Origin of the sequence: Paraburkholderia fungorum (assembly GCF_046027605.1) — a bacterium.
Classification (GTDB): domain Bacteria; phylum Pseudomonadota; class Gammaproteobacteria; order Burkholderiales; family Burkholderiaceae; genus Paraburkholderia; species Paraburkholderia fungorum_F.
In genome coordinates this window covers 39145-51718 of the sequence record NZ_JAQQEF010000018.1, presented here as the reverse complement: position 1 = coordinate 51718, position 12574 = coordinate 39145, and the positions used below count along the sequence as shown (strand labels likewise).

At 64.7% G+C, this 12574-nt stretch carries 9 protein-coding genes; 2 read left to right on the top strand and 7 right to left on the bottom strand.

Annotated elements, in window-relative coordinates; translation table 11 throughout:
• Window positions 1-164 precede the first annotated feature (164 nt).
• The 3 genes from PQR53_RS26065 to PQR53_RS26055 all read right to left on the bottom strand — a co-directional run bounded on the left by PQR53_RS26065 (window position 165) and on the right by PQR53_RS26055 (window position 2623).
• Window positions 165-1487 carry a sugar efflux transporter gene (locus PQR53_RS26065; protein ID WP_408460433.1) on the bottom strand — a complete coding sequence of 441 codons (1323 nt, stop codon included), beginning with the start codon at window positions 1485-1487 and terminating at the stop codon, window positions 165-167.
• A gap of 173 nt (window positions 1488-1660) precedes the next feature.
• The gene (locus PQR53_RS26060; RefSeq protein ID WP_408460695.1) at window positions 1661-2122 is read right to left on the bottom strand and encodes a hypothetical protein; all 462 of its coding nucleotides are present in this window, start codon (window positions 2120-2122) and stop codon (window positions 1661-1663) included.
• A gap of 120 nt (window positions 2123-2242) precedes the next feature.
• A complete protein-coding gene (locus PQR53_RS26055) occupies window positions 2243-2623 on the bottom strand; it encodes a DUF2628 domain-containing protein (RefSeq protein WP_408460430.1) in 381 nt (126 codons plus the stop codon).
• Between the two features lie 234 nt (window positions 2624-2857).
• Here PQR53_RS26055 and PQR53_RS26050 point away from each other — a divergent pair, with 234 nt between their 5' ends.
• Together PQR53_RS26050 and PQR53_RS26045 are read left to right on the top strand one after the other, a co-directional pair.
• Window positions 2858-3178, top strand: coding sequence for a thioredoxin family protein (locus PQR53_RS26050; RefSeq protein ID WP_408460428.1), 321 nt, complete (start codon window positions 2858-2860; stop codon window positions 3176-3178).
• A gap of 41 nt (window positions 3179-3219) precedes the next feature.
• A complete protein-coding gene (locus PQR53_RS26045; RefSeq protein WP_408460425.1) occupies window positions 3220-4239 on the top strand; it encodes a class I fructose-bisphosphate aldolase in 1020 nt (339 codons plus the stop codon).
• Between the two features lie 76 nt (window positions 4240-4315).
• Here the strand turns inward: PQR53_RS26045 and PQR53_RS26040 are convergent, their stop codons facing one another.
• From PQR53_RS26040 to PQR53_RS26025, 4 genes are all read right to left on the bottom strand, one after another.
• Window positions 4316-5338: an alpha/beta hydrolase gene (locus PQR53_RS26040; protein WP_408460422.1), complete on the bottom strand. Its 1023-nt coding sequence runs from the start codon at window positions 5336-5338 to the stop codon at window positions 4316-4318.
• Between the two features lie 193 nt (window positions 5339-5531).
• Window positions 5532-9743 carry a CheR family methyltransferase gene (locus PQR53_RS26035; RefSeq protein ID WP_408460420.1) on the bottom strand — a complete coding sequence of 1404 codons (4212 nt, stop codon included), beginning with the start codon at window positions 9741-9743 and terminating at the stop codon, window positions 5532-5534.
• Between the two features lie 174 nt (window positions 9744-9917).
• Window positions 9918-10193: a hypothetical protein gene (locus PQR53_RS26030; protein ID WP_408460417.1), complete on the bottom strand. Its 276-nt coding sequence runs from the start codon at window positions 10191-10193 to the stop codon at window positions 9918-9920.
• A 213-nt stretch (window positions 10194-10406) separates the two neighbouring features.
• A complete protein-coding gene (locus PQR53_RS26025) occupies window positions 10407-12560 on the bottom strand; it encodes a hybrid sensor histidine kinase/response regulator family protein (RefSeq protein WP_408460692.1) in 2154 nt (717 codons plus the stop codon).
• Window positions 12561-12574 lie beyond the last annotated feature (14 nt).

Sequence of the window (12574 nt, the reverse complement as noted above, 5' to 3'; positions counted from 1 at the left end):
CGAGCATAAGCAAGGCGCTCAGCAAAATGCGTGCCGCTTGTGAACTGCAGGTCAATCGGCGGCCAACGGTTGGCCCATCGCAGGCTAACTGCCGGCCGACGGCAAAATCAACCGCAAGCGCGCCGCAAGTCAATTGCGGGTCAACGGCAAGCCGACCGCACGTCCTATCGCCGCCGCGCCTGAAGCTTCCCGTATTGCGTCCGCGCGAAACGCCGCACCGCGCGCCACATCAGCGGATAACGGTAACCCGGCACGGCGAACAGCACCAGCGCGCCAAGCGCCAGCAAGCCGCAAAACAGAAACGTGCCGCGATAGCTGAATGCCTGCACCAGCAAACCCGACAGCACACCTGAGAGAATCGAGCCGACCCGCGCCGCGTTGAAGAATAGCGCGGTCGCACGGCCCGGCGCCTGCGGCATCAGATCCTGCACGTAGACCATGCCGAGGCAGGAGGTCACCGCGACCACGAATGCGTTGAGCATTTGCATCGGAATCAGAACGTGAACAGTGCCCGCCAACGACATCGCGACGAAATACACCGCGTGAACCGCGGCGCAGGCGGCCAGCCAGTTGGGCTTGTGCAGCGTCGACGACTTCGCGCCGAGCGCGAGCATCATCGGAATCTCCATCAAGGCGCCGAGACCGAGCATGACCGACACGTCCAGATGCGTGCCGTTCAAACCGTGCACGATGTAGAGCGGCAACACGATCATGGTGGCGTTAGCGGCGAGCCCGAGCAAGGTGAGCGCGGCCACGGCACGGCGGATGTCGTTCTGCGAGGCGACGCCCGGCAGGTCCTCGTGGGCGTCTTCGCCGGGCGCGGTCAGCGGCGGCACACTGATCGAGGCGGACGGCTCCGACGCCGTGTCTTCCACCGTGTGATCGCCCAGATGGCCTTGCGGCTCGCGCATACGCCAGACGATGGTCGCGCAGGCCGCGAAACTCGCCGCCGCGAACAGGAAGAGTCCGTAAAAACCGGTGCCGGCGAGCACCAGTGCCCCCACCGACGGACCGAACACCCACGCCGCCGAAAGGATGGTCCGCAAGGTCGCGCTGGCGAACGCGCGCTCCGCGGGGTCCGGCACCGGCAGCGCCGCGCGGCTGAACGAGAACACCATCGAAATGGCCGAACCGCCCGCGCCGATAAAGACAATGCCGACCGCCAGCAACAAGCGGTAGTCACGCACCACGCATAGACAGAGATAGCCGAGTGCGGCGGCCACCAGTGCCGCCAGCAACAACGGCCGATGCCGGCCGCTCGCGTCGCTCCAACGGCCGGCGAAGGTGCTGGCGAGCACCCCGCTGGCGGCAATCAGCGTCATGAAGACGCCGAGCTTGAGCGGCGTCATGCCGGCGCGCTCGACGCCGAACAGCGACAGATAGGGTGCGGTGAACGACATCGCCACCCCGAGCATGAGGGTGGCGGCGGCCAGCGGCTTGAAGCCAGGGATGCGCAGCAGGTCGAAAAAACGGGAGGTTTTCAACACGAGGGGCGGAGGGTCAGGGGAAGCGGGTCAGCAACGCACGATGCGCGCCGCTGACTTCGTGGCCGGAACAACCGGGGCATTATCGTCCTGGCTTGCGGGCACGTAAACCCGCACTCCCCCATCCCAAAAGCGCGTTACTCGCCATTGCCAACGCGCTGGCGGCGCGGACGCCGCTACTTGCCGTCCGTTGCGCGCATTTGCTGCGCTTGCGACTTGTAATCGTAGGTCGGATAAAACTCGGTGCGGTAGCCGCCCCATGCGGTCGTCTCGATGGCCCGATTGACTTCACGCAGACGGCTGGCCGGCACGCGCAGCGTGACGACCTGGCCGATGCCCATCATCACGTACCACGACACGACCTCGATGCCCGGCGGCGGAAAGGTCTTGAAGAAGCCTTGCGCGCGCAACTGGTCGTTGATTTTCGGCAGCGGCTTCGACTCGTCGTGACGCAGGAAGATGGTGAGCAGGAAGGTGTCGTCGGGCGCGGCGGCGGGCATGGCGGCTTGCGTGCCGGAGGCGGCCGATATGACCGCTGCGCCAGGCGCCGCCGCGGCCGCAGGATCTGCGCTGTGCGCAAGCGGCGCGGCACAGAGGGAGGCGACGGCTGCCGCGCAACGCAAGCCGCGGCGCAACATCGCGATAGGTCTGATAGAGGGGCTGACAGACAGAGTGACAGACGGGACGGACTTGCTGAGGGCAATTGCAATCGGCATCGAATGCCTCCTTGGCGGCGGAAAGAAACTCAGCGGCATGCTTCAGGGGACTTTTGTCGGTGGACGCGCATGAGTGGCTTGAGCTTTAGCCATATCCACTCCCGTCGGACCGCCCTCGCCGGCCGGCGGCACGACGACGTAGCCGCGCTGTTCGAGCGCCGAGCGGTGCCACTGGTTGCCATAGACCCCACAGGCAATGCCGAACAGCACGGACAGCACCAGTCCAATGGTGCCGATCGTATCGCCCCACAAGCCGGAGAAAAATAGCAGCGTATTGACTGCCAGCATGAGGAAAGCGGCAAACCACATTCTCTTCGACAGCGCCCAGACGAAGCCCAACAGTAACGCGCCCCAACTGAAGCCGGTAGCGAGCGCCACGGTGTCGTGCGTGGCCGGATGCCGAAGGGTGATCTTTTCTGCCATGTCCTTTCCTGAACGCGAGGGGTGCCGCTAGAACGAATCGTGATGTTTAACATGTCGCGCTGACAACAACATGCGTTTGTGTGACATTTGCGCGGCGAAGCAGGCGCCCGTCCCACTGACGATCCCGGCCATAGCTGCTACTCTTTACCCAATTCACACGCGGCAGGCCGTCACGTAAGCGACGTAAGCGAAAACCCCTGGCCGCGAAGGTAAAAGCATCGGAGCACCGCACCCATGGCAACCCTGACACCCTACTCCTCTCAAGCGCCCTCGCGAACCGAAGTCGACGCCCTGCCCGGCGCCACGGTCGTGGAATTCGGCACCAACTGGTGCGGCTTCTGTCAGGGCGCGCAAGCGTCGATTGCGAAAGCCTTCGAACCGCATGCCGGCATCAGGCATTTCAAAGTCGAAGACGGCCCTGGCCGTCCGCTGGGCCGCTCGTTCAAAGTCAAACTCTGGCCCACGCTGATCTTTCTGCGCGATGGCGCCGAAGTCGCACGCGTAGTCCGTCCGGCTAACGCCACGGAGATCGCCGAGGCTTTGGCTTCGCTCTGAGCAAGACCTCACCCGCAACCGGATTAAAGGGAGCACACCTCATGGATACCCGTAGCGAGCTGCAAGCCACCGTCAAGGCGATGGTTCAACCCGGCAAAGGTCTTCTCGCCGCCGACGAAAGCGGCCCGACCATCGCCAAACGGTTCAAGACGATCGGCCTCGAATCCAGCGAGGAAAACCGCCGCGCCTATCGCAACCTGCTGCTCACCACGGCGGGTCTCGGCGAATTCGTGAGCGGCGTGATCCTTTACGAGGAAACGCTCGGCCAGAAAGCCGACGACGGTACGCCTTTTCCGCAGCTCTGCACCAGCAACGGCGTCGTGCCCGGCATCAAGGTCGACCTCGGCAAGATTGCGCTGGCGCTCGCTCCGGGTGATGAAATCACCGAAGGCCTCGACGGCCTCGCCAAACGTTTCGTCGATTACAAGCGGCAAGGCGCGCGCTTCGCGAAATGGCGCGCGGTCTACAACATCACGGCGAGTTTGCCGAGCCGCCTCGCGATTGAAGCGAACGCGGATTCACTCGCACGCTACGCAGCGATCTCGCAGGAAGCGGGCATCGTGCCGATCGTCGAACCGGAAGTGCTGATGGACGGCGAGCACACCATCGCACGCAGCGCGGAAGTCACCGAGGCCGTGTTGCACGAGGTGTTTAACGCGCTGCACCGGCATCGCGTGGTGCTCGAACATATTTTGCTCAAGCCGAGCATGGTGCTGGCGGGCTCCGAGCACGCGCAGCAATCGTCTACCGCGGACATCGCGGCGCACACCGTGCGGGTGCTCAAACGCACGGTGCCGTCGGCGGTGCCGGGGATCGTGTTCCTGTCCGGCGGGCAGACGCCCGAAGAGGCCACGGCGAATCTGGATGCGATGAATCGCCTCGGGCCGCTGCCGTGGAATCTGAGCTTCTCGTATGGCCGTGCGTTGCAGGAGCCGCCGCTGCAAGCCTGGAAGGGTCAGGCGAGCAACGTCAAGCAGGCGCAAGAGGCGTTGCTCAAGCGCGCCCGGCTGAACAGCGCGGCCGCGCTCGGCAAGTACGAGGCCTCGCAGGAAAAGAGCTAGCCGCCATGAACACGACGAGCGGTCCGCGCGTGCCGTGCTACATCAGGCCTCGCGGACCGTTTGCTTCAATCGCAGCTCAAAGCGGCGCGCCGCCAAACGCCTGACGTTGTGCCAGCGAGACGAAGGTCTGCGCATCGCGCGCCGCCTCCACCACCGCTGCCATGCCGAAGAATTCGTGCGTCGCGCCCCGGTAGTTGCGATGCTCGACGGGCACGCCCGCGCTTTTCAGCTTCTCCGCCAGCTTCTCCCCGTCCGAGCGTAACGGATCGATGCCGGCCGTCACCACCACGGCGGGCGGCAAACCTGACAGCTTGGCGCTGACCACATCGATCAGCGGGCTCGTCAGATCACGCTTGTCGTTGATCACGTTGTGGACGAACCAGAGCATCATCGGCTTGTTCAGCGGTTTGGCGTTGCGATTCTCTTCATAGGAAATCGACACGATGTTGTTGCTCGCCACCGGATAGATCAGCGCCTGATGAACCGGCATCCGCAATCCGGCATCGCGCGCGTGGATCGACACGTTGATCGCCAGATTGGCGCCCGCGCTTTCGCCCATCACGGCAAGCTTGCCCGGGTCGCCACCGAGACTCGCCGCGTTGTCCACCAGCCAGCGCCATGCGGCGAACGCGTCCTCGTGCGCGGCCGGCAACCGGTGCTCGGGCGCTTGCCGGTAATGCGCGGACACAACGATCGCGTTGCTCTGCGCGGCCATCGAGCGCGGCGTGGCATCGTAAGTATCGAGGTCGGCAATCACCCAGCCGCCGCCGTGGAAATACAGGATCACCGGGAACGGCCCGTCCCCTTGCGGCGTGTAGACCCGCGCCCGGTTGTTGCCGGCGGCACCCGGAATCATGATGTCCTGCGTGCGCACCGCTTCGAGTTCCGGCGACGGTCTCGAACTGTAGGCGGGATTGGTCATCAACTGCTTGACGGCGTCCGCGGGGGTGGGCTGCTTTCTTGCCTCGGCAACCGAACAGTCTTCGATCGGTTTTGGATTGAGGCTCTTGAGTGCGTCGAGCACCGCTTTCATGTCGGGGTCGGCATGCCCCGTGGGATCCATGCCGACCATGCCCTTGATAGTGTCGCCGAGTGTCATCTCAAAGCTCCTGTGAGTGGGCCAACGGACCCATCGGAGGCTTTTCCCAGCAGCGCTCGACAGCCGTGTGTGCCGTCACTTTTCAGCAAGCGATATACCTGTGAAACGGCGGCTGGACAACGGCGCCCATCGCGCGGCGCCAGGTCGAAGCCGTCGACAGGAAAGCTCAAGCCAGATCCGGCGCCCACCCGACTCAGCGATTCGTGGTGGTGGTCCGCGCGATCTTGTCGAGCAGCGCCTGCAGCGAGACCGGCTTGCCGAGGTGGCCGTCGTAGCCCGCGCGGATTGCACGGGTGGCGTCCTGCGGGCGGCCGAAGCCCGTCAGCGCGAGCGCCGGCACCGAGGCGGTGGCGGGCAGTTTGCGCAGTGCCGCGATCAGTTCGTAGCCGTCCATGCCCGGCATGCCGATATCGGACAGGATCAGATCGAACGGTTGATGGGCGGCGACCGCCAGCGCGTCAGGACCATTGGTTTGCGGCCAGACTTGCGCGCCTTCGAGTTCGAGCAGACTCTGGAACGCCTGCAAACTTTCGACCGCGTCGTCGATCAGCAGAATCCGCATGCCCTTGAGCAAACTGACGTCGCCCGGCGTGTCGCGGCTTTCCGGCTGCAGCACGGTGCTGGCGGCCGGCAGCCAGATACGGAAACGCGCGCCCTTGCCAGGGCCTGGCGATTCCGCCTTCACGTGGCCGCCATGCATTTCCGCGAGCTGTTTGACGAGCGCAAGCCCGATACCCAGCCCGCCGCTATGGCCCCGATGCGAGCCCTCGGCCTGACTGAACATGTCGAATACGTGCGGCAGGAAGGCCGGTTCGATGCCGCGCCCGGTATCCTGAACCTCGACACACGCATAGTCGTTGTCACGCGAGAGCCTCAGGCTCACCCGTCCGCCCGGCGGCGTGAACTTCACCGCGTTGCTGACGAGGTTCCACAGAATCTGCTCGAAGCGCACGGCGTCGGCTTCGATAAAGCACGGCTCGGCAACCCCCTGGATCGCAACGCTTACCTGATGCGCCAGCGCATCGGCTTCGATCGCGCTGCCCATCGAAGCCGTGATCGCCGCGATGTCCACGCGCGCGCGTTCCAGCGCCAGCTTGCCGGTGCGCACGCGCGACAGATCGAGCAGGTCGTCGATGATCTTGGCAAGGCTGATCACGGAGCGGCGAATCGCATCGGCCGCATCGCGCACTACCGGCAGGCCTTGCGTCGACGGCGCGCGCTCGAGCATGTCCGCTTTCACGTGAATCAGGTTCAGCGGGTTCTTCAGTTCGTGCGACAGCACCGCGAGGAATTCGTCCTTCAGACGGCTGGCCACCTCCACCTTCTGGCGTTCCGAACGTTCAAGAGAAATCTTGCGCTGTTCGAGCGCCTCGGTGCCTTTGCGTTGCGTCAGATCGCGCATGATCTTCGCGAAGCCGCTGAAGCTGTCCGACGACACCGGCGTGATCACGCCGCTGCAATAAAGCCGCGCGCCACCTTTATGCACGTACCAGCGTTCGTCTTCGACACGGCCGTCGTGCTGCGCGCGCTGCCGCTCCACCGAAGGCGCATTGGCTTCGCGCTCCTCCGGCAGATAGAGCCGGTCGAGCAATTGCCCCGCCATCTCGCTCTCGTTGTAGCCGAAAATCCGCTCCGCGCCTTTGTTCCACGTCACCACGCGGCCGTCGATATCCTGCACGATGATCGCGAAGTCGTTAGTGCTTTGCGCGGCGAGATGCAAGCGTTCTTCGCTGACGCGCACCAGCTGCTCGGCGCGCCGCAGTGCCGTGATATCGACGATGGTCAACACCGCGCCGTCGATGTGATCGTCGGTCGTGCGATACGGCGAGAGGCGCGTCAGGAAATAGCGGGCGTCGACGCCACGAATCTCGCGTTCGATCAATTGCAGCGATTCGAAAACGGCGACCGTGTCCTCGGCCATCCGCGGATAGTCGAGCCGGTGCGTGATGTCGTGCAGTGGACGGCCCACGTCGGAGGGAATCACGTTGAACAGTTCGGTCGCCGCCGGCGTATAGCGCTTGATGCGCATCTCGCGATCGACGAACACCGTCGCAATGCCGGTCGAAGCGATCACATTCTGCAGATCGTCCTTGGCCTTGCCGGTTTCCTCGATCTTGGCCTGCAACTCGGCGTTGACGGTAAACAACTCCTCGTTCAACGATTGCAGTTCTTCCTTGCTGGTCTCGAGTTCCTCGGTGGCCGCGCGCAGTTCCTCGTTGATCGCCTGCAATTCCTCGTTCGATGCTTTCAGCTCTTCCGTCGAGGCCTCCGACTGCTCGACCGTGGAGCGCAACTCCTGTTTGGTGCGATGCAGTTCGTCCTCGAGGTGCCCGAGCAGCGAATCCTGCGCGGCCGGGCCGGCCGGCTGAACGGTTGCCACGGGCGCGCTGACTGCGCTCTCGTCGAACAGCACCAGCGCGAATTCCGGTGAATCCTCGGTACGCCGGTAAGGACGCACGATGATCCGCACGTGCGCCTCGGACGTGAATTCGATCGGCGCGGTGACAACCTCGCTATTGCTGCGCATGGCCTGGAACAGCGCCCCGCGCAATTGCAGGCGCAAGGCCGGATTCACCAGCATGACCAGGTTATACGACGGCTCGCCGCGCGCGAAACGCAGGAAGCGGCCGGCGTGCTCGGACATATGCAGGATGTTCGCATCCGTATCGACCACAACGCTCGGCGGCGCGTACAACTCGAGAATGCGGTGATGCAAGGCGGCAAACGGCAAGGTCTGCGGCAACGGCGGCGTCGGTCCGGCGCTGGCGGCGGCGCTCACTCCGCCGTGCTGAACGACCGGCATGCTGATCGGCGGCCGCATGCTGCTGGTGACCACGTTCGCGCGATAAATACGATTCTTCTTGTCGACCGGCGTGAACAGTTCGCCCGCCGCCTCCGCGGATTCCGAACTGCCGAGCAGCAGATAGCCGCCGGGTTGCAGCGCGAAGTGAAACATTTGCAGCACCTGGCTCTGCACGCTGCGATCGAGATAGATCAGCAGATTGCGGCACGACACCAGGTCGACCCGCGAAAACGGCGGATCGCGCAGCACGTTATGCACGGCGAACAGCACCTTTTCGCGAATGCCCTTGGAGACGCGAAAATGCGCGCGTTCCGGCGTGAAGAACTGGCGCAGGCGCTGCGCGGAGACATCCGCGGTGATCGACTCGGGATAGAGGCCCGCCCGGGCAAGCGCGATCGCGCGTTCGTCGATATCGGTCGCGAACAACTGGACCGGTATCCCTTCATTGCGCTCCGGATGCTCGGCGAGCAGCATGGCCAGCGAATAGGCTTCTTCCCCGGTCGCGCAGCCGGCGATCCAGGCGCGCACCGGATCGTCCTCGGATTTTTTCTGGAACAGCTTCGGCACGATCTCGTGCTCGACCACTTCGAACGTTTCGCGATCGCGGAAGAAATTGGTCACGCCGATCAGCATGTCCTTGAGCAGCGCCGGTACTTCGTCGGGATGCGTCAGGACATAGTCCTGGTACGCCTGCAGATCGGGAATGCCGTTGACCTGCAAACGGCGCTCGATGCGCCGCAGGATCGTGGCGCGCTTGTAATGGCGGAAATCGTGGCCGGTGCGTGCGCGCAAGGTGGCGAGCACGCCCAGCAGAGCCCGCTCGGCGCTCGACACCGGGTCGGGCTGCGCGACCGGGAGCGTTTCGGGTTCGTCGTTCGCGGGCGGCAGACGGATCGCGCGGGCATTGTCGGCGAGCTCGCGAAGTTTGCCCGGCATCTGGGCGGCCGGCAGCGTCAGATCGATCATGCCCGTTGCCATCGCGTTCTGCGGCATTTCCGGGTATTCGGCGTCCGCCGGTTCCTGCGCGATCGTCACGCCGCCCTGTTCCTTGATGCGGCCGATGCCGGTCGCGCCGTCCGCGCCGGTGCCCGAAAGCACGATTGCAATGGCCCGCTCACGATGCGCGTCGGCGAGGCTGCGAAAAAACAGGTCGATGGCGATCGGCCGGCCGCGCGGCCGGTCGACTTCGACGGGCGTCAGATGGCCGTCTTCGAGCGACAGATCGTGCGACGGCGAAATCACATACACGTGATTCTTTTCGACCCGCATGGCGCGCTGCACCTGGCGCACCGGCATGCCGGTGGCGTGTTGCAGAACCTGGTCGGCGCTGCTCGCATGGTCGGGAGAGAGGTGCAGCACCACCACGAAGGCCATGCCGATGTCGGACGGCGCGTTCTCGAAGAAGCGCAGCAGCGCTTGCACGCCGCCCGCGGACGCTCCGATGCCGACCACCGGAAAGTCCAGCTGGCCGGCGGCACGCGGGGGAATGGCGCCCGCCTCGGCATCCGAGGTGTTGGTGTTGGTGGCTGTGCCTGTCTGCGTGCTCGTCTGCGCGGTCGACTGCGTTTTAGTTGGAGACGCTCCTGCTTCACTACCCGCCATACTCATCCTTGTGCGCTACGCTGCGTCTCAGCACCCTCGCCTTCTGGCGGCAATGGGCTCGTGCGTTCCGCTCGCATTGTCGCGTGTGTTGCACTGCATTGCAAAGACCGGCATGCCGTTGAGCGCAAGATCGGACTTCGCACAATGCGCTGCCGTGCGAAGCCCACTTCCTCGTTACTGGCCCTTGGTGTCGCTGCTGGCGTCGGCACCTGGCGTATTGGTCGTATCGGTGGCCGGCTTCTTCGTGTGCTTCATGTGGTGTTTCTTCGACTGGTGCGCCGCCGCTCCGGACGCCTGCATGTCGCCGCCTTCGCGCGTCGCACCGGCGTTGGTGCCACCATTCGGGTCGTTGCCGGCTGGTCCGCCACCGCCACCGCCTGCGCCCTGAGCCATCGCGAGCGACGACGCGGCGAGCAGTGTCGAAACGAGCAATGCGTGTCTGATCTTCATGGGGATTCTCCTTGCCGAAAAAAAAGCGGGTTGCGCCGGCGGGTCCCGCCGGATACGCATACCTCGTCATCCTGTCAGCAAGGGTTGTGCCGCGAGTCTTGAAACACTTCGAACATGCCTGGGCGCGCGGATGCGGGCCACCGCGAACCGGGTGTGCCCTCGAAAGTCATCAGCGCCGTGATTGCGCCGGGCATGCCGGCGAAGCTGCGAGCCTTACGGTTCGCAAACCACCAGCGCGTGCAGTTCGTCGATGTTGAAGGGTTTGGCGAGTATCGCCACGCCGAGCCGGCGCGCCCGTTCGAGCTCGTCGGCATAGCCGGTCATCAGTGCGATCTTCTGCGCGGGCCATGCGCTGCGCACTTTCTCCGCGAGGTCGATGCCGTTGAGCTTGCCCGGCATCTGGATGTCCGACAGCACCAGTTCGAACTGCGCGCCACCGGTCAGCACGTCGAGCGCCTGGTCGGCGGTCGGTTCGTGCCGCACTTCGCAGCCGAAGGTCTCCAGCACGGCGGCTACGCCCGCCGCGACGTCTTCGTTGTCTTCCACCAGCAGCACGACGCCCTTTGCGATCGGCGCCGGCAGGTGCGCCGTTTCGGCATGTGCCGCCCCCGCCTTCTGTCGCTCGCGATAACGCGGCAGGTAAAGTCTGACCGTCGTGCCGCTGCCCGGCACGCTGTCGATTTTGGCCGTGCCGCCAGCCTGTTCGCACATGGCGAGGACCTGGGCGAGACCGAGGCCCGTGCCCGAGCCGCGCAGCTTGGTGGTGAAGAGCGGCTCGAACGCGCGAAGGGCGACCGCTTCGGACATCCCTTCGCCGTCGTCGGAACAGGCGATCAGCACATATTCGCCGTCGGGCAGCAAGGTGTCGCTGCCGACCAGCCGGTTGTTCTGGCAACGAATCACGAAACGCCCGCCGCGCGGCATCGCATCGCGCGCGTTGACCGCCAGATTCATGATCGCGAATTCGAGGTCGATCGGATCGGCCAGCACCTGCCAGACATTGTCGACCATGCTCAAGGCCATTTCGACGTTGTCACCGAGCGCGGCGTCGATCAGCGGCGCGGCGCTCGGCAGCCATGTGGCGAGCTCGACCGGTTCCTGCTTGATCGGCTGCTTCTTCGCCACACTCAGGAGCCGCCGCGTCAGCGCTTCCGCCGTGGCGGTGGCGCGCTCGACGGCCTGCACCTCTTTTTCCAGATTGTTATAGCGTTTTAGCCGCGCGAGTTCGGTGTTCGCCGACACTACCATCAGCAGATTATTGAAATCGTGCGCGACATTGGCGACGAGATTGCCTAGCGCGCCCATGCGTTGCAATTGCCGGCTCGACGCCTCCGCGGAAAGACGCATGGCCACTTCGCCTTGCCAGCGCTCCCACGCGCGGCGCTCGCCGGCGAGCTGGCGCAGCGAGAAAAACACCAGCAGCCAGATCGCCACGCAAGGCACGGCCGTGAGCGCCGCGATCATCATGAAGTGCTGGCGCCATGCGCTGCCGATCGAGGCAGTCGCATACGCGCTCACCACATAGAGCGGATAGTCGCCGACGCGGCGAAACGCCAGCAGCCGTTCGACACCGTCGACTGTGGACTTCAGGCGGATGTGACCGGATAGCTGTTTGTCGCGCAAGGCCGCGGTGAACGCGCTCTGCGGGCTGGGCCGCGCGCCCGCGGCCCAAGCCGGATAACGCACCAGCAGAGTGCCGTCCTGGCGATACAAGCCCAGCACGAGCGACGTATCGCCGTTCGTGAGCTCGCGGTAGAAGCGCGAAAAGTACTCGGTGCGCAGCGCCACGGACACCACGCCGAGGAACTGCCCATTCTCCCCGGACCGGCCCGTCTCGGTGTTGAACACATTGGTTTGCGACAGTTGCCCGAACGCGGCCGGAGAGAAATACGGCTGCGGCCGCATCGCCTTCGCGGTAGTGAAGTCTTCGCGCCGGTTCGTCGACATGACCGGCGCCGGATAACTCAGGCTCGACACCAGAAGATCGCCGTTCGCGCCGAGCAGGTAAATCGACGCCACCTGCGGAAAATCGCCGCCGATTTGCCGCAGCCGATCGTGCAAACCGGCTTGCTGCGCGCGAATCCGCGCGTCGTCGTCATCGCCGAGCAGATCGACGATGCGCGAGGCCATTTGCTGGTTCAGGTCGAGCACCTTGACCGCTTGTTCCTCGGTCACGCGCGCGAGCCGGTCGATCATGTCGTTCGAATCGGCGATACGGCGCTGGTAATCGAAATAGCCGTAACCGGCGAGACACGCGAGCGGGAACACAATCGAAACGGCGAGCACGATCAGAAGCACGCGCCGCGTCGCCGCGAAATTGCGCAACGGCATGGGGACATCGACTGCGGCACGCTCCGCACGTTGCACGGTCACGATCTCCA

Excerpts from the sequence above, each read along its gene's own strand:
- PQR53_RS26060 (WP_408460695.1), bottom strand. The coding sequence starts at position 2,122 with ATGTTGCGCCGCGGCTTGCGTTGCGCGGCAGCCGTCGCCTCCCTCTGT.
- PQR53_RS26055 (WP_408460430.1), bottom strand. The coding sequence starts at position 2,623 with ATGGCAGAAAAGATCACCCTTCGGCATCCGGCCACGCACGACACCGTG.
- PQR53_RS26050 (WP_408460428.1), top strand. The coding sequence starts at position 2,858 with ATGGCAACCCTGACACCCTACTCCTCTCAAGCGCCCTCGCGAACCGAA.
- PQR53_RS26045 (WP_408460425.1), top strand. The coding sequence starts at position 3,220 with ATGGATACCCGTAGCGAGCTGCAAGCCACCGTCAAGGCGATGGTTCAA.
- PQR53_RS26040 (WP_408460422.1), bottom strand. The coding sequence starts at position 5,338 with ATGACACTCGGCGACACTATCAAGGGCATGGTCGGCATGGATCCCACG.
- PQR53_RS26035 (WP_408460420.1), bottom strand. The coding sequence starts at position 9,743 with ATGGCGGGTAGTGAAGCAGGAGCGTCTCCAACTAAAACGCAGTCGACC.
- PQR53_RS26030 (WP_408460417.1), bottom strand. The coding sequence starts at position 10,193 with ATGAAGATCAGACACGCATTGCTCGTTTCGACACTGCTCGCCGCGTCG.